This window comes from Streptomyces sp. NPDC047971 (genome assembly GCF_040653355.1).
Lineage (GTDB): Bacteria > Actinomycetota > Actinomycetes > Streptomycetales > Streptomycetaceae > Streptomyces.
The window spans coordinates 1-17,244 of record NZ_JBEZNW010000064.1 but is presented as its reverse complement, the minus strand read 5'-3'; the positions used below and the strand labels follow the sequence as shown (position 1 = coordinate 17,244).

Below are 17,244 nucleotides of genomic sequence, written 5' to 3'. Positions count from 1 at the left end.
CGCGTCAGCCCTTCTGCTTCCGGCGTCGCGCGGCCGGCACGGTCCGGCCGACGACGACGGTTCGTCGCGAGGACGCCGGCGGCGCCTCGTCACGGCCGCGGCCCAGGGCCTTGCGCACCCCGTAGCCGAAGGCCGCGACCTTGACGAGCGGGCCGCCGAAGGTCGAGGCGACGGTGGAGGAGAGCGCCGAGGCGTTGGAGGTGACCTCCTGGACGTCCGAGGCGATGGCGTCGACCCGGTCGAGCTGGGTCTGCGCCGACCGCACGGCGACGGAGGCGTCGCTCAGCAGCGGGACGGCCTGCTCGGTCACGTCCGCCACCAGCTTGGTGGTCGCCCTGAGCGTCTGCGCCAGCCTCACCAGCACCACGGCGAGGAAGGAGACGAGGATCGCCCAGAACACGGCCACCAGAATCCCGGCAACCTCTCCACCGGTCACTCCGCACCGCTCCCTGTTCGTCGTTGGGCCCTTGCCAAAAGTCGTCCTCCGACCCTATCGCGCCCGGGCTCTCTCCCCGTACCGGATTAGGGCCCGTCTCGCGGCTCCCGCGAGGGGACTCGGTCGATCCGATTGTACGGAGTGCGTGCGGATGGGTACGCTCCGTGTCCCATGCGAAGGAGCAACCTCCCCGCGGAGCTGAACCGGTTCGTCGGTCGGGCCGACGAGCGGGCCGAGCTGACCCGGCTCCTGGGCGAATCCCGTCTGGTCACGGTCGTCGGGGTGGGCGGTGTCGGCAAGACGCGGCTCGGCCTCAAGGTCGCCTCGACGACGCGGAATCGCCATGTCGACGGTGTGTGGCTCGCCGACCTCTCGGTGCTGCGCGACCCGGATCTGGTGGCCCTCGCCCTGGTCGAGGCGCTGGAGCTGACCGACCACACCCTGCGGACCCCGCGCGAGATCCTGACCGAGCACCTCGTGGAGCGCCGGACCCTGCTGGTCCTGGACGGCTTCGAGCATCTCCTGGCGGAGAGCGCCGACCTCGTGCGGGAGCTGCTGCGGCACTCCCCCGGCCTGACCGTGCTCGCGATGGGCCGCCGTCCGCTGCGGGTGGACGGCGAGGTGGTCTTCACCCTGGCGCCGATGGACGAGACGGACGGGGCGGGCCTGTTCGAGGAGCGGGCGCGGGCCGCCGGGGCGCCCGGCGGACCGGACGGCCGCGACCCTGCCGTCGTGCACGAGCTGTGCCGCAGGCTCGACGGGATTCCGTTGGCCCTGGAGCTGGCGGCGGCCCGGATGCCGCTGCTCACGGTGGAGCAGGTGCTGCACCGGCTCGACGACCGGTTCCGGCTGCTGACGGGCGGGGCACGCGGCGGGCTGCCGCGCCACCAGACCCTGCGGACCGCGATCGGCTGGAGCCACGAACTCTGCACGCCCGAGGAGCGGCTGCTGTGGGCGCGGCTCTCCGTCTTCGCCGGGCCCTTCGACCTGGAGGCGGTGGAGTACGTGTGCGGCGGCCCGGGCCTGCCGGCCGACGAGGTCCTCGACGCGCTCGGAGGGCTGCTGGCGCAGTCGCTCGTCGCGCGGGAGGACACCGCCGCGGGGCCGCGCTACCGGATCCTGGACACGGTGTCCGCGTACGGGGCGGAGTGGCTGGCGGCGCTCGGCGACACGGAGCGGATGCGGCGTCGGCACCGCGACTGGTACATGGGTCTGGCCACGTGGTGCGAGCTGGAGTGGTTCAGCCCGCGTCAGGCGGAGGTCGCGGCGTGCACGGACGCCGCGCTGGCGAATCTGCGCGCGGCCATGGAGCTCTGTCTGGAGGAGCCGGACGAGGCGCATCTGGCGCAGCATCTCGCCGGCACGCTCTGGTTCTACTGGGCGGGGTGCGGGCGGCTCGCGGAGGGCCGGCACTGGCTGGACCGGGCGCTGGCGCTCGGCTCGGAGCACGAGGACGCCCGGCTCAAGGCGCTGTGGGTGCTGGGCTACGTGGCGATCCTGCAGGGGGACAGCACGGCCGCGGTCGCGGCGCTCCACGAGTGCGGCGAGCGGGCCCGTTCCGTCGGGAACGCGGTGGCGGAGGCGTACGCGACGCACCGGATGGGCTGTCTGGCCCTGCTCTCCGACGACATGCCCCGTGCGGAGGAGCTGATCGGCAGTGCGCTGGAGGCGTACCGGGAGCTCGGGGAGCTGAACAGCAATGTGCTGATGGGGCAGGTCGAGCTGGCGATGGCCCGGGTCTTCCAGGGGGATCTGGAGGGGGCGGTCGCGCTCTGCGCGGAGGTGCGGGAGGTCTGCGAGGAGCGCGGCGAGCGCTGGACCAAGGCGTACGCGCTCTATGTGCTGGCGTACGCGGCGTGGTGCGGGGGCGATCACGGGGAGGCGCGGAAGCTGCTCTCGGAGTGCGTGACCATCAACCACACGTTCCACGATCTGGTGGGTCTGGTGCTGGGGATCGAGCTGCTCGCGCTGGTGACGGCGAGCGAGGGTGATCCGGCGGAGGCGGCGGTGCTGCAGGGTGCGGCGCTGCCGGTGTGGGACTCGGTGGGTCTGCAGCTGTTCGGCTCCGGTTACTTCAACGGGGCGCGGACGCTGTGCGAGCGGCAGGCCGGCGAGGTGCTGGGCGCGGAGCTCTACGGGGCGTCGGTGCGGGAGGGTCGGCGCCTCTCGTTGGACGCGGCGGTGGACCGGGCGCTCAGTGAGCGTCGAGATCCGGCCACTCGCATCACGGGTCCGCGGGCGCCCCGCCCGTTCCGTACGGCAGGTGCCGGACACGCGGAAGCCCGCCGACTCCCCCACCGGTGAGGGTGGGGAAGCGGCGGGCTGAGCACCGCGGGGGTGGTACTACGGCAGCCTGATCAGCGGGCGTAGTACTCGACGACCAGCTGCTCGTCGCAGATGACCGGGATTTCCTTGCGGTTCGGGTCGCGGTCGAGGCGGAAGGCCAGGGCCTTCAGGTTGACCTGCAGGTAGCGCGGGGTCTCACCGTCGGCGGCGAAGCCACCCTCGCGGGCCACCTGGAACAGGGGCTTCTCGCGGGAGCGCTCGCGGACCATCACGACGTCGTCGGGACGGACACGGAAGGACGGCTTGTCGACCTTGCCACCGTTGACCTGGATGTGGCCGTGCACGACCATCTGGCGGGCCTGGTAGATGGTGCGGGCGATGCCCGAACGCAGGACCAGGGCGTCGAGGCGACGCTCGAGCTCGACGACCAGCGCCTCGCCCGTCTTGCCCTCGGCCTTCTTGGCACGGTCGTAGGCGCGCGCCATCTGGCGCTCGCTGATGTCGTACTGAGCGCGCAGGCGCTGCTTCTCGAGCAGACGGACCTTGTAGTCCGAGTTCTGCTTGCGACCACGGCCGTGCTCACCCGGCGGGTACGGGCGCGCTTCGAAGTACTTGACAGCCTTCGGCGTCAGCGCGATACCGAGCGCGCGAGACTTCTTGACCTTGGGACGCGACTGGTTAGGCACGTTCTCCAGACCTCCGTTGTAGGTTAGGTTAGGCTCACCTTACTCAAGGAGATCGCATGTCTCGCCCTGGGAACACCACGCGCATCACAGACAGCAGCACAAAGAGCGACACTTCTTCCGCGTCCGCGGAGAGCGTCGATGTGACGGAGGTCCGATCAGCTCATGGTCAGCCGCGTCCCAGCGGGCTTGAAATCGCACGGATGCCGTCAGCAGCCGAGCGCACACGAACTCTCGTACAGAGTACATGCTCCGCGGTGCTGCTGATCCCCGGCACCGAGGCAGCCCGGCCGGAGCAGCTGTCCCCGGAGGCCCGCACGGTCGGTCGCGACGGCGAGATCTTCCTGCTCTACCCGGCGGACGCGCCGCCCGTACGGGCCGCCACGCACGCCCAGGACGACGAGCTGCCGGTCGTCTTGGAGCTCACCGACGTCGCGCCCGTCTCCGTCCCCCACCGTATCCGCGGCCGCGCCTGGGTCTCCGGCTGGCTCACCTGCGTGCCCGGTGTCGCGGAGCCGGGGCTGATGATGCTGCGCCTGGAGGTCGGCGAGATCAGCGTGGACGACCTGTGGGGCGCGGCGGAGGTCGAGCCGGACGACTTCGCCGCGGCCTCCCCCGATCCCCTGCACACCCACGAGACCGAGCTGCTGCAGCATCTGCACGCGGCGCACGGGGAGCAGGTCCGCGAGCTGAGCAGCCTGCTCGGCGAGCGCTCGGCGGGCCTGGTGCCGAGGCGGGACGTGGCACCGCTGGCGCTCGACCGCTTCGGGCTGCGGATCCGCTTCAGCGCGGGTCCCCACCACTGCTTCGACGCGCGCTTCGACTTTCCCGAGCCGGTACGGGACGTCAGCGGTCTGCGTCGCGAGCTGCACCGGCTCTTCGACGCGGCCCACGCGTGAGGGCCGGGTACGGACGCGGCACCCGGGGCGCGCCTCAGCCGTCGCCCCGCAGCCTCTCCCGTACCTTCTCCACCACGTCCGCGTACCGCGCCTCCGCGCCGTAGCGGGTCGGTTCGTAGTAGCGCCTGCCGTGGACCGCGTCCGGTGCGTACTGCTGGGCCGCGATTCCGCCCGGGACGTCGTGCGGGTAGACGTACCCCTGGGCATGGCCCAGCTTGGCCGCGCCCTTGTAGTGGCCGTCCCGCAGATGCGCCGGGACCGGGCCCGCCAGGCCGTTCCGCACGTCCGCCTGGGCCGCGAAGATCGCGTTCGTCGCCGCGTTCGACTTCGGGGCCAGGGCCAGGGCGATCGTGGCGTGGCTCAGCGTCAGCGCCGCCTCGGGGAAACCGATCATGGCGACCGCCTGTGCGGCCGCGACGGCCGTCGGCAGCGCCGTCGGGTCAGCCAGGCCGATGTCCTCGCTGGCCGAGATCATCAGCCGGCGGGCGATGAACCGGGGGTCCTCCCCCGCCTCGATCATCCGGGCCAGATAGTGCAGCGCCGCGTCCACGTCCGAGCCCCGGATGGACTTGATGAGCGCGCTCGCCACGTCGTAGTGCTGGTCCCCGTCCCGGTCGTACGTCACCGCGGCCCGGTCGACGGTCTCCTCGACCGTCTGGAGGGTGATCTCCGGCTCGCCCTTGTCGATGGCGGAGCCCGCGGCCGCCTCCAGGGCGGTCAGCGCGCGCCGCGCGTCACCGCCGGCGATCCGCAGCAGATGGGCCTCGGCGTCCTCGGGCAGCGTGACGGCCCCGCCCAGCCCGCGGTCCTCGGTGAGCGCCCGCTTCAGCAGATCCCGCAGATCGTCGTCGGTGAGCGGCTCCAGCGTGAGCAGCAGGGAGCGGGAGAGCAGGGGGGAGATCACGGAGAAGTACGGGTTCTCGGTGGTCGCCGCGATCAGCGTCACCCAGCGGTTCTCCACGGCGGGGAGCAGCGAGTCCTGCTGGGCCTTGGAGAAGCGGTGGATCTCGTCGAGGAAGAGGACGGTCTCCTTGCCGAAGCCGCCGGCCGCCCGCCGGGCCCCCTCGATCACCGCGCGGACCTCCTTGACACCGGCGGTGATCGCCGAGAGCTCCACGAAACGCTTGTTGGTCGCCTTGGAGACGACGTACGCGAGGGTGGTCTTCCCGATGCCGGGCGGTCCCCAGAGGATCACGGACGAGGCGCCCGCGGGGCCCGAGCCGCCCTCCCCCACCAGCCGCCGCAGGGGAGATCCCGGCTTGAGCAGGTGCTGCTGGCCGAGGACTTCGTCGAGAGTGCGCGGGCGCATCCGTACGGCCAGGGGGCTGGCGGACGGGTCCTTCTCCTGGCGTTCTTCGGCGGCTGCGGTAAAGAGGTCGGGCTCCACGTCATGAAGCCTAGGTCACGCCACCGACAGTCCCGCCCGGCCGGTCAGGAGGTCCAGAAGTCCCACCAGCGCGTCAGGATCAGCATCCCGATGATCCCGATGTGCAGGACGGGCAGGACCCAGGTGAACTCGTCGAAGAAGGTCCGCAGACCCCGTGGGGCGGGAATGACGCCCTTGCGGACGTTGTGCGAGGTCACGTACCAGAACATGACGATCGTGGCGGCCCAGGCCAGGCAGCACCACAGGCAGAGCGCGTTGATCTCGTACAGCGACTGGTACATCAGCCAGGTGCAGAAGCCGACGCCGAACAGCGTGCCCGCGTTCAGTCCGAGCCAGTACCAGCGGCGGTAGCGGGCGCCCGCGAGGAGCCCGACGCCGATGGCGATCACCATCGCGTACGTGACGAGGCCGAGCATCGGGTTCGGGAAGCCGAACACCGACGCCTGCTCGCTCTTCATGATGTTGCCGCAGGAGACGATCGGGTTGAGGCTGCAGCCGGGGGTGAAGTTCGGGTCCTCGAGGAGCTTGAACTTGTCGATCGTGATGACCCAGGCGGCGAGCAGGCCCGCGGCACCGGTGATCACCAGCAGCCAGGCCAGGGCGCGGCTCGCGCCGATCGTGCCGCGCGTCGCGTCGTCAACCGCTGCGTCTGTCATATCCCCGATCCATCACTCGCGGGCTTGTGGCCAGGGCCATTCTGCCGCACGAGCGCCTCGCTCCACCGTTCGGTGGACATAAGGACGACCGGGGCCCGGCCGCGCGCGGCGGTCGGGCCCCGGTCGTCACGACGCCTCGGGTCAGGCCAGCTTCGCCCGGACGGCTTCGACCAGCGCGTCGAGCGCGACCGGCTCCTGCTCGCCGGACTCCATGTCCTTCAGCTGGACGACGCCCTCGGCCAGATCGCGCTCACCGGCGACGACGGCGTACCGGGCGCCGGAGCGGTTGGCGTCCTTCATCGCGCCCTTGAGGCCCTTCCCCCCGTAGGAGAAGTCGGCCGCGACCCCCGCCTTGCGGAGCTCGGTGATCTTGCCGAACAGCACCCGGCGCGCCTCCTCGCCGAGCGGGACCGCGAAGACACTGGTCGCGGAGGGCACGTCGAGCTCGATGCCCTCGGCCTCCAGGGCCAGCACCGTACGGTCCACTCCGAGCGCCCAGCCGACCGACGGCAGCGCCGGGCCGCCGATCATCTCGGAGAGGCCGTCGTACCGTCCGCCACCGCCGACCGCGGACTGCGAGCCGAGGCCGCCGTGGACGAACTCGAAGGTCGTACGGGTGTAGTAGTCGAGCCCGCGCACCAGCTTCACGTCGTCCTCGAAGGCCACCCCGGCCGCCGTGAGCAGCTCGCGCACCTCGGCGTGGTACGTCTTGCACGCGTCGCACAGGTAGTCGGTCAGCACCGGGGCGCCGACCAGCTGCTTCTGGACGTCCGCGCGCTTGTCGTCGAGGACGCGCAGCGGGTTGATCTCGGCCCGGCGCAGGGTCTCCTCGTCGAGGTCGAGGCCGCGCAGGAAGGTCTGCAGCGCCTCCCGGTAGACGGGACGGCACTCCTTGTCCCCGAGCGAGTTCAGCAGGATGCGGAAGTTCCGCAGCCCCAGCGTGCGGTACGCCTGGTCGGCGAGGATGATCAGCTCGGCGTCCAGCGCCGGGTCCTCGGCGCCGATCGCCTCGGCGCCGACCTGGGAGAAGTGGCGGTAGCGGCCCGCCTGCTGCCGCTCGTAGCGGTAGTACGAGCCCGAGTACCAGAGCTTCACCGGCAGGTTGCCCTGCTTGTGCAGGTTGGCCTGGAGCGCCGCGCGCAGGACGGACGCCGTGCCCTCCGGACGCAGGGCGAGGTAGTCGTTGCCCTTCGTCGTGAGGGTGTACATCTCCTTGGTCACGATGTCGGTGGACTCGCCGACACCGCGCGAGAAGAGCTCGACGTTCTCGAAACCGGGCGTCTCGATGTAGCCGTATCCGGCGTTCTTCACCGGCGTGGAGATCGCGTCCCGGACCGCCAGGAAGGTGGCGGAGCGGGGCGGGATCAGGTCGTACGTGCCCTTGGGGGCCTGAAAGGTGCTCACGAAAGTCTCGTCACATTCCTCGTCGGGGAGCCTTCGTGCTCCCGAGGCCGGCGGCCACGTCCCGCAGGTACGGGTTGGTGGCGCGCTCCTGGCCGATGGTCGTCTGGGGACCGTGCCCCGACAGCACCACGGTCGAGTTGTCGAGGGGCAGGCACACGCGGGCCAGCGATTCGAGCATCTCGTCCATGTCACCGCCGGGCAGGTCGGTGCGTCCGATGGAGCCGGCGAAGAGCAGATCGCCCGAGAAGAACACGGAGGGGATCTCCGTGGTCTGCGGCATCTGGAAGGTCACCGACCCCTTGGTATGACCGGGCGCGTGGGCGACGGAGAACTCCAGCCCGGCGAGGTCCAGCTTCGCGCCGTCGGTGAGCTCGTGCACGTCGTCCGGCTCGCCCACGGTCAGCTCGCCCATGAGCGGCATCCCGATGGAGCGGCCGAGGGCCTTCTCCGGGTCGCTCATCATGTACCGGTCGGCGGGGTGGATCCACGCGGGTACGTCATGGGCGCCGCAGACCGGGACGACGGAGGCGACGTGGTCGATGTGGCCATGGGTGAGGACCACCGCGACGGGCTTGAGCCGATGCTTCTTGAGCGTCTCCTCGACTCCCTGGGCGGCCTGGTGGCCCGGGTCGATGATCACGCACTCCTCGCCTGCGGCGGGGGCGACCAGGTAGCAGTTGGTCCCCCAGGCCCCGGCGGGGAACCCGGCAATCAGCACGATCGTCCTTAAATGTCGTCCGGCATGAGGTGCGGCGGAGCGGAAACGGCAGATCAGAGCTTACTGGCGCTGCGTATTCCACAGCCAATCCGTATACGGTACGGGCACACCCGGCCAGGACAGGAACGCACGAGCGACAAGGAGCAGACCCGGTGGTCAGCAGCGATCAGCGGCGGCGGCAGCTCGCCAGGGAGAAGTACGCGCGGCAGCAGGAGCGGCGGCAGGAGGCGCGGCTGAAGGCCAGGCGCCGGAACACCGTCATCGCCGCCTCGCTGGCCGTCGTGCTGGCCGCGGGTGGCGCGGTGTACGCCTCGGTGACGCTGACCGACGGCGGCTCGAAGGGCTCCGACGACGGCGCGGCGGGCACCACCCCGACGCCCACCGCGAGCGAGTCCACGACGCCGGAGCCCGCGCTGACCGTCGACAAGAAGGCCACGTACACGATGGCCCTGAAGACGAACGAGGGTGACGTCTCCATCGCCATGGACGCGGCGAAGACCCCTCGGACGGTGAACTCCTTCAAGCATCTGGCCGACAAGAAGTACTTCGACGGGACGAAGTGCCACCGGCTCACCACCGACGGCATCTTCGTCCTCCAGTGCGGCGACCCGAAGGGCGACGGCACCGGTGGCCCCGGCTACACCATTCCGGACGAGAACCTGGACTCGCTCGGCAAGGCCGGCGCGGACGGTTCCGTGACCTTCCCCGCCGGAACGGTGGCGATGGCCAACACCGGCCAGCCGGGCACGGGCGGCAGCCAGTTCTTCCTCGTCTACAAGGACACGAAGCTGCCGCCGAGCTACACCCCCTTCGGGAAGATCGACGCGGCGGGTCTGAAGGCCGTCCAGGAGGTCGCGAAGGCCGGGGTCGACGGTGGTGCCACGGACGGCGCGCCCAAGAAGCCCGTCACCATCGAGAAGGCCACGGTCACCAAGAAGTGAGGCACGGCGCGACCGTTGAATTTCGGTCGCGCTGAGTGCGGACAGCCGGGCGGCCGTTCGCCTAGATTGGCGTTGTGCAGCGCGGTCCTGTATCCGCGTTGTGGAGGGCGGGCGAGGCCCGCCGGGAAACTGTGGACGATGCCCAGGGGGCACAACCCCCTCAGCGGCATCATGTGGAGGAGGCGCTGTGAGCAGCGACCCGTGGGGCCGCGTCGACGAGACGGGCACCGTGTACGTGCGTACTGCCGAGGGCGAGAAGGTCGTCGGATCGTGGCAGGCCGGCACTCCCGAGGAGGCACTGGCCTACTTCGAGCGCAAGTACGAGGGCTTGGTTGTCGAGATCGGCCTCCTCGAGAAGCGGGTGAAGACCACCGACCTCTCGGCGAAGGACGCCACCGCCGCGATCGACCACATCCGGCAGCAGGTCGACGAGCATCACGCCGTGGGTGACCTCGCCGCGCTGACCGCTCGTCTCGACAAGCTGGTCGGGACGGTGGAGTCGCGTCGCGAGGAGCGCAAGGTCCAGAAGGCCAGGCAGACCGACGAGGCGCGGGGCGCCAAGGAGGCTCTGGTCAAGGAGGCCGAGGAGCTGGCCCAGAGCGAGCAGTGGCGGGCCGCCGGTGAGCGGCTGCGCGCGCTCGTGGACACCTGGAAGGGCCTGCCGCGGCTCGACCGGAAGTCGGACGACGAGCTGTGGCACCGCTTCTCGCATGCCCGCTCGGCGTTCTCCAAGCGCCGCAAGGCGCACTTCGCCTCGCTGGACGCGCAGCGCGAGGATGCCCGCAAGGCCAAGGAGAAGCTGGTCTCCGAGGCCGAGGCGCTCTCCAACTCCACGGACTGGGGCGGCACCGCCGCCCGCTACCGCGAGCTGATGGCGGAGTGGAAGGCGGCGGGCCGCGCCCAGCGCGAGCACGAGGACGACCTGTGGAACCGCTTCCGCGGCGCCCAGGACGTGTTCTTCGCGGCGCGCGGTGAGATCTTCGCCGAGCGGGACGCGGAGCAGGGCGAGAACCTCAAGCTGAAGGAGGAGCTCGCGGTCGAGGCCGAGAAGCTGGTGCCGGTGACGGATCTGAAGGCGGCGCGTGCGGCCTTCCGCTCCCTCAACGAGCGCTGGGAGGCCATCGGCCACGTGCCGCGCGACGCCCGGCCGAAGGTCGAGGGCCGGATGCACGCCGTGGAGCGGGCGCTCCAGGAGGCCGAGGAGTCGGAGTGGCGCCGGACCAACCCGGAGGCACGCGCGCGTGCCGCGGGTCTGACCGGACAGCTGCAGGACGCCGTCGACAAGCTGCAGAAGCAGATCGACGCGGCCCGTGCGGCGGGCAACGACGCCAAGGCCGACAAGCTGGGCCGTGAGCTGGAGGGTCGTCAGGCGCTCCTGGACCAGGCGCTGAAGGGCCTGGAGGAGTTCGGCGGCTGATCCCGCGTACGTACGAGAAGGGCCCCGGTACCTCGCGGTACCGGGGCCCTTCTCGTACGCGCCGCTACGGACGCCGCGCCGAGGTGACGCGGTAGACGTCGTAGACGCCCTCCACGCCCCGGACGGCCTTCAGGACGTGTCCGAGGTGCTTCGGGTCGCCCATCTCGAAGGTGAAGCGCGAGGTGGCCACCCGGTCACGGGAGGTCTGGACCGCCGCCGACAGGATGTTGACGTGCTGGTCCGACAGGACCCGGGTGACGTCCGACAGCAGCCGGGAGCGGTCGAGGGCCTCGACCTGGATGGCCACGAGGAAGACCGAGGACTGGGTGGGCGCCCACTCGACCTCGAGGATCCGCTCGGGCTCACGGGAGAGCGAGTCGACGTTGACGCAGTCGCTCCGGTGAACCGATACGCCACTGCCCCGGGTGACGAAGCCGATGATCGGGTCGCCGGGTACGGGCGTGCAGCACCGGGCCAGCTTGACCCAGACGTCCTCGACGCCCTTGACGACGACACCGGGGTCGGCGCTGGAGCGGCGCTTGGCGCGGCCGCGCGTGGGCGGGGCGGTCTCGACCAGGTCCTCGTTGGCCGCTTCCTCGCCGCCGAGTGCCTGCACCAGCTTCTGGACGATGGACTGGGCCGTGACATGGCCCTCGCCGATCGCCGCGTAGAGCGAGGAGATGTCGCTGTAGCGCATCTCGTGCGCGAGCGTGACGAGGGAGTCGCCGGTCAGGATGCGCTGGATCGGCAGGTTCTGCTTGCGCATGGCCCGCGCGATGGCGTCCTTGCCCTGCTCGATCGCCTCCTCTCGGCGCTCCTTGGAGAACCACGCGCGGATCTTGTTGCGGGCCCGGGGGGACTTGACGAAGCCCAGCCAGTCGCGGGACGGCCCGGCGCCCGCGGCCTTGGAGGTGAAGACCTCGACCAGGTCGCCGTTGTCGAGGGTCGATTCGAGCGGGACGAGCCGACCGTTGACCCGCGCGCCTATGGTGCGGTGGCCGACCTCGGTGTGGACGGCGTAGGAGAAGTCGACCGGGGTCGCGCCGGCGGGCAGCGCTATGACGTCGCCCTTGGGGGTGAAGACGAAGACCTCGTTGCGCGACAGGTCGAAGCGCAGCGACTCCAGGAACTCGCCCGGGTCCTCGGTCTCCTTCTGCCAGTCGAGCAGTTGGCGCAGCCACGCCATGTCGTTGAGGTGGTCGTCCTTGCCGGTGTTCTTCGGTACGTCGGTCCGCACCTTGGAGGCTCCGGCGACGGCCTCCTGCTTGTACTTCCAGTGCGCGGCGATGCCGTACTCGGCCCGGCGGTGCATGTCGAAGGTACGGATCTGCAGCTCGACGGGCTTGCCGTTGGGGCCGATGACCGTCGTGTGCAGCGACTGGTACATGTTGAACTTCGGCATCGCGATGTAGTCCTTGAACCGGCCGGGGACCGGGTTCCATCGCGCGTGGACGGTGCCGAGCGCCGCGTAGCAGTCGCGGACGGTGTCCACGAGGACGCGGATGCCGACCAGGTCGTAGATCTCCGCGAAGTCACGGCCGCGGACGATCATCTTCTGGTAGACGCTGTAGTAGTGCTTGGGCCGGCCGGTGACGGTGGCCTTGATCCGGGCGGCGCGCAGGTCGGTCTGGACCTCGTCGGTCACTATGGCGAGGTACTCGTCCCGCTTGGGCGCGCGCTCGGCGACGAGCCGGACGATCTCGTCGTACATCTTGGGGTAGAGGATCGCGAAGGCGAGGTCCTCGAGCTCCCACTTGATGGTGTTCATGCCCAGGCGGTGGGCCAGGGGCGCGTAGATCTCAAGGGTCTCGCGGGCCTTCTTCTCCTGCTTCTCCCGCTTGAGGTAGCGCATGGTGCGCATGTTGTGCAGCCGGTCGGCGAGCTTGATGACCAGGACGCGCGGGTCCTTGGCCATGGCCACGACCATCTTGCGGACGGTCTCGGCCTGCGCGGCCTCGCCGAACTTGACCTTGTCCAGCTTGGTGACGCCGTCGACGAGCAGCGCGACCTGGTCGCCGAAGTCCCGCCGCAGGGTGTCGAGGCCGTACTCGGTGTCCTCGACGGTGTCGTGCAGCAGGCCGGCCATGAGCGTCGCCGGGTCCATGCCGAGCTCGGCGAGGATGGTGGTCACAGCGAGCGGGTGGGTGATGTACGGGTCGCCGCTCTTGCGCTTCTGTCCGCGGTGCCAGCGCTCCGCGACCTGGTAGGCGCGCTCGATCTGACGGAGCGTCGCGGTCTCGATCTTCGGGTCGTTGGACCGGACGATGCGCAGCAGCGGTTCGAGGACCGGGTTGTACGGGGAGGAGCGCTGGACGCCGAGGCGGGCGAGGCGGGCGCGCACACGGTTGGACGAGCCGCCGGAGCGGGCCACCGGGGCGGGCGCGGGCTTCGCGGCCGGGGCGGGGGACACGGGCGTGGGCCTGCTCTCCGCGGGCCTGTTCTTGGGCGGCGCGGGTTCCACCGCGGCCTTCTCGGCCTGCGGGTCGGCCTTAGCGGCGGAGAGTGGCTGGGCCTCGTCTGGCAAGAGCGCTCCTCTGGGTCCCCCCGGACGGAGTCTGGGGGAGGTACCGGGTCCCCCGGTCAGGCCCGGAAAGGCCATGGTATCGATCCGGGAGCCGCCGTGCTCACGCGTGCGGAGGGTGAGACGGGCACCACGCGTCGGAAGGTCCCGTTCGGGGACATACCGGGAGAACGGCGGGGGCGCCCCGGGGATTCCCCGGAGCGCCCCCTCACCGCGCGTGGCGCGGTGTCAGACCGTGATCAACGCCTCCAGCGGGGCGCCGCGCAGCGCGGGCTCCAGGCGGGCACGCCCGGCGAGGAAGCCGAGCTCCATGAGGACCGCGACGCCCGCGACCTCGGCGCCGGCCCGCCGGATGAGCTCCAGCGACGCCTCGGCGGTGCCGCCGGTGGCGAGGACGTCGTCGATGACCATGACGCGGTCGCCCGCGGCCAGGTCCTCGGCGTGCACCTCGATCTCGGCGGTGCCGTACTCCAGCTCGTACGCCTGGCTCAGCGTGGCGCCGGGCAGCTTGCCGGCCTTGCGGACCGGGATGAAGCCCAGGCCCGCGCGGACGGCCACCGGTGCGGCGAGGATGAAGCCGCGCGCCTCCAGTCCGACGATCTTCGTCGCGCCGTGCGTGACGCACAGCGTGGCCAGGGTGTCGGTCAGGGCGGTGAACGCCGCCGGGTCCGCCAGAAGCGGGGTGATGTCCTTGAACAGCACGCCCGGCTTCGGGTAGTCGGGGACGTCGCGGATCCGGCTGAGGAGCAGACCCGTGGTGTCCTGCGTCGTGTCGGTCATCCGTGGCGCTCCGAGGACCTGCCGCGGCGGCCGCGCTGGCCCACCACGGCGGTCCGGTCCTCGTCCTCGAAGCCCTCGGCGCCGTCGTCGACGTCGGCGTCGCCGTCGTCGAGCGGCTCGCCCTTGGCGGCAGCAGCGGCCCGCTTGGCGAGCACCCGCTTCTTGAGGGCCTTCATCGCCGGGTCGCGCTCCTTGAGGTCGGCGACCAGCGGGGTGGCGATGAAGATCGAGGAGTACGCGCCGGCGGCGAGGCCGACGAAGAGCGACAGCGAGATGTCGTTCAGCATGCCGGCGCCGAGGACACCGCCACCGATGAAGAGCAGACCGGCGACCGGCAGCAGGGCGACGACCGTGGTGTTGATCGAGCGGACCAGCGTGCCGTTGATCGAGCGGTTGGCCAGGTCGCTGTAGGTGAACCGGGTCTGCTTGGTGATGTCCTTCGTCTGTTCCTTGAGGGAGTCGAAGACGACGACGGTGTCGTACAGCGAGTAGCCGAGGATCGTCAGCAGACCGATGACCGTACCGACCGTGACCTCGAAGCCGACCAGTGAGTAGATGCCGACGGTGATGGTCAGGTCGTGGATCAGGGCGATGAGCGCCGCGACCGCCATTCTCCACTCGAAGGCGATGGCGAGATAGATCACCACGAGGATCATGAAGACCCCGAGGCCGGTCCACGCCTTGTTGGCGATCTGCTCACCCCAGCTGGGGCCGACCAGCTCCGCCGCGATCTTGTTCTCGGCGATGCCCAGGTCCTTGGAGAGCTCGGCGCGGACCTTGTCGGACTGCTCGGTGTCGAGACCGCCGACCTGGATGCGCAGCGCGCCGCTGCCCAGCTTCTGGACCACGGCATCGTGGCCGGAGGCCTCTTCCGCGTACTCCTGGGCCTGGGAGACCGAGACCTCGGACTTCGGGGTCGTGAAGACCGCGCCGCCCTGGAATTCGATGCCCATGTTGAGGCCGCGGACGGCCAGCGCCACGATCGCCGTGATGGTGATCAGGATGGACAGGCCGTACCAGAGCTTGCGGTTGCCGATGAAGTCGTAGGCGACCTCACCGCGGTTGAGCCGGGCGCCGAGACTGTCGCGCTTCTTCGCCATCTCACGCCTCCTTCGGGTGATCGACGGGGGCGGAGACACGGCGGGAGCGGCGCAGCGGCGGCTTGGCGCCGAGGCGCTTCGGGTCCAGCCCCGACCAGGGGTGGCCTTCGCCGAAGAACTTGGTGCGCGCGAAGAGCGTCATCAGCGGCTTGGTGAAGAAGAACACCACGACCACGTCGAGCAGGGTGGTCAGGCCGAGGGTGAACGCGAAGCCCTGGACCTTGCCGACGGTGACGATGAAGAGGACCGCGGCGGCGAGGAACGACACGAAGTCGGAGACCAGGATCGTGCGCCGGGCACGGGGCCAGGCGCGCTCGACGGCCGGGCGCAGGGTGCGGCCCTCGCGGACCTCGTCGCGGACGCGTTCGAAGTAGACGATGAACGAGTCGGCGGTGATACCGATGGCCACGATGGCGCCACAGACGGCCGGCAGGTTCAGCGCGAAGCCGATGGCCGGGCCGAGCAGGGACATGATCACGTACGTGAGCAGGGCCGAGGCGCCGAGGCTGAGCAGGGCGATCACGGAGAGGCCCCGGTAGTAGACCACCAGGTAGAGGACGACGAGTCCGAGACCGATGGCACCGGCGATCAGACCGGCCTCCAGCTGCTCGCCACCGAGGGCGGCCGTCACGGTGTCGACGCTCTGGGTGTCGAAGGAGAGCGGCAGGGCGCCGTAGGACAGGATGTTGCCGAGGTCCTGGGCGGACTGCTGGGTGAAGCTGCCGGAGATCTCCGCGTTGGCGCTCAGCGCCGACCGCACCGACGGGGCCGAGACGACCTCGCCGTCCAGCACGATCGCGAACTGGTTCTGCGGCTCCTGCTGCTGCGACAGCTTGGTGGTGATCTTCGAGAACTTCTTGGCGCCCTCGTCCGTGAACTCCATGTTCACGATCCACATGCCGCGCTGCTGGTCGAGGACGCCCTTGGCGTTGTCGACGTCCTTGCCGTCGACCTCGGCCGGGCCGAGGAGGTACTTGGCGTCACCCTCGGCACCGCAGGCCACGGTCGGCTTCTCGGGCGGGACGGTGCGGGCCGGGTTGGGCACGACCTTCTCGCCTCCGGCCTGTCCGGCCTTGGGCGTGCAGTCGAGCGCGGCGAACTGCTGCTGCAGCTTCGCGGCGTCCGCGTCGGCGGGCGGCGTGTTCGTCGCCGCGGGGTCCGGGGACTTCGTGGCGCCCGGAGTGGGGGTGCCGGAGGCACCGGGGCTGGGAGCCTTCAGGGCCTCGCTGACGGCGCGGCCCTGGGTGGCACCTGCGGAGGGAGTGGCCGACGTGCTGCTCTTCCCGGCCTCGGGCGTGGCCGACGGGCTCGCGGAGGAGCCGGCGGACGGCTTCGCGGACCCGGACGGCGTGGGCGTGCCGGACGGCGTCGGAGCCGGTCCGCTCGGGGCCCAGGCCAGTACCGGCCGGAAGTAGAGCTGAGCGGTCGTGCCGACCTGCTCGCGGGCCTGCTTCTCGTTCACACCCCGGGGGATGTTGACGATGATGTTCTCGCGGCCCTGCGTCTGGACCTCGGCCTCGGAGACACCCAGACCGTTGACACGGCGGTCGATGATGCCGACCGCGGTGTTCATGTTGGTCTCGTTGACGGCGTCTTCCTTGCCGGGCTCGGCCTTCGCCTTGAGCGTGATCGACGTACCGCCCGCAAGGTCGATGCCCAGGCGCGGAGTGGTGTGACCCGACCAGAACATCCCGCCCGTGAGCGCGACCATGGCGATCAGGATCAGAGCCAGGGCACGCCCCGGCCTGCTCTGGCCCCCCGCCGGCCTTCGGCCCTTCTTCGGTGCTGCCACCTTGTCGTTTCTCCCTGTCCAACCGCCCTGCGCCGGGTGTGCGCGGTGCGGCCACGAAGTGTGTGTGGGGACCTGCCCCCGCAGACGTGGAACCGTGACGGGGACCGCGGACGCCGGGGGGGGGGCGCGGGGCCCCGGGGCGGCGGCGAGGGGGGGGGCGCGCCCCCCGGCGGGGGGGAGGGGATTTACACCGGGGGGGGGGGGGCGGGCCGGGTTGTGAGGGG

At 70.7% G+C, this 17,244-nt stretch carries 14 protein-coding genes; 4 read left to right on the top strand and 10 right to left on the bottom strand.

The features are described 5' to 3' along the window. Positions 1–4: 4 nt before the first annotated feature. The gene (locus AB0D99_RS33985; RefSeq protein WP_362371449.1) at positions 5–436 is read right to left on the bottom strand and encodes a DUF948 domain-containing protein; all 432 of its coding nucleotides are present in this window, start codon (positions 434–436) and stop codon (positions 5–7) included. Between the two features lie 171 nt (positions 437–607). Between AB0D99_RS33985 and AB0D99_RS33980 the strand changes: the two genes are divergently transcribed. Then, positions 608–2,740, top strand: coding sequence for an AAA family ATPase (locus tag AB0D99_RS33980; RefSeq protein WP_362371446.1), 2,133 nt, complete (start codon positions 608–610; stop codon positions 2,738–2,740). A 53-nt stretch (positions 2,741–2,793) separates the two neighbouring features. On the opposite strand, the gene rpsD is transcribed toward AB0D99_RS33980, so the two are convergent. After that, on the bottom strand, positions 2,794–3,408 hold the full coding sequence (gene rpsD / locus AB0D99_RS33975) for a 30S ribosomal protein S4 (RefSeq protein ID WP_158985446.1): 615 nt from the start codon (positions 3,406–3,408) through the stop codon (positions 2,794–2,796). Between the two features lie 200 nt (positions 3,409–3,608). On the opposite strand from rpsD, the gene AB0D99_RS33970 reads away from it, so the two are divergent. Beyond that, positions 3,609–4,304 (top strand): DUF2470 domain-containing protein, encoded by a 696-nt coding sequence (locus tag AB0D99_RS33970; RefSeq protein WP_362371442.1) that lies wholly within the window; start codon positions 3,609–3,611, stop codon positions 4,302–4,304. Positions 4,305–4,338: 34 nt separating this feature from the next. Here the strand turns inward: AB0D99_RS33970 and AB0D99_RS33965 are convergent, their stop codons facing one another. The 4 genes from AB0D99_RS33965 to AB0D99_RS33950 form a co-directional block, all read right to left on the bottom strand. Continuing rightward, complete coding sequence (locus tag AB0D99_RS33965) at positions 4,339–5,691, bottom strand: replication-associated recombination protein A (protein ID WP_362371439.1); 1,353 nt, start codon at positions 5,689–5,691, stop codon at positions 4,339–4,341. Positions 5,692–5,735: 44 nt separating this feature from the next. Continuing rightward, on the bottom strand, positions 5,736–6,347 hold the full coding sequence (locus AB0D99_RS33960) for a vitamin K epoxide reductase family protein (protein WP_362371436.1): 612 nt from the start codon (positions 6,345–6,347) through the stop codon (positions 5,736–5,738). A gap of 141 nt (positions 6,348–6,488) precedes the next feature. Further along, complete coding sequence (gene hisS, locus AB0D99_RS33955; RefSeq protein WP_362371433.1) at positions 6,489–7,751, bottom strand: histidine--tRNA ligase; 1,263 nt, start codon at positions 7,749–7,751, stop codon at positions 6,489–6,491. A gap of 10 nt (positions 7,752–7,761) precedes the next feature. Next, positions 7,762–8,469, bottom strand: a complete 708-nt coding sequence (locus AB0D99_RS33950) for an MBL fold metallo-hydrolase (protein WP_362371430.1) — start codon at positions 8,467–8,469, stop codon at positions 7,762–7,764. Between the two features lie 152 nt (positions 8,470–8,621). Here AB0D99_RS33950 and AB0D99_RS33945 point away from each other — a divergent pair, with 152 nt between their 5' ends. Continuing rightward, entirely contained in the window at positions 8,622–9,410 is a 789-nt protein-coding gene (locus tag AB0D99_RS33945; protein ID WP_362371427.1) for a peptidylprolyl isomerase, read from the top strand. Positions 9,411–9,597: 187 nt separating this feature from the next. Continuing rightward, entirely contained in the window at positions 9,598–10,827 is a 1,230-nt protein-coding gene (locus AB0D99_RS33940; protein WP_362371424.1) for a DUF349 domain-containing protein, read from the top strand. 64 nt (positions 10,828–10,891) lie between these two features. On the opposite strand, the gene AB0D99_RS33935 is transcribed toward AB0D99_RS33940, so the two are convergent. The 4 genes from AB0D99_RS33935 to secD all read right to left on the bottom strand — a co-directional run bounded on the left by AB0D99_RS33935 (position 10,892) and on the right by secD (position 17,020). After that, the gene (locus AB0D99_RS33935; protein WP_362371421.1) at positions 10,892–13,351 is read right to left on the bottom strand and encodes a bifunctional (p)ppGpp synthetase/guanosine-3',5'-bis(diphosphate) 3'-pyrophosphohydrolase; all 2,460 of its coding nucleotides are present in this window, start codon (positions 13,349–13,351) and stop codon (positions 10,892–10,894) included. A 225-nt stretch (positions 13,352–13,576) separates the two neighbouring features. Beyond that, a complete protein-coding gene (locus tag AB0D99_RS33930; protein ID WP_362371418.1) occupies positions 13,577–14,128 on the bottom strand; it encodes an adenine phosphoribosyltransferase in 552 nt (183 codons plus the stop codon). After that, on the bottom strand, positions 14,125–15,228 hold the full coding sequence (gene secF, locus AB0D99_RS33925; protein WP_362371415.1) for a protein translocase subunit SecF: 1,104 nt from the start codon (positions 15,226–15,228) through the stop codon (positions 14,125–14,127). The genes AB0D99_RS33930 and secF overlap by 4 nt, the downstream gene beginning before the upstream one ends. Position 15,229: 1 nt before the next feature. Continuing rightward, positions 15,230–17,020, bottom strand: a complete 1,791-nt coding sequence (secD, locus tag AB0D99_RS33920; protein WP_362371412.1) for a protein translocase subunit SecD — start codon at positions 17,018–17,020, stop codon at positions 15,230–15,232. Positions 17,021–17,244 lie beyond the last annotated feature (224 nt).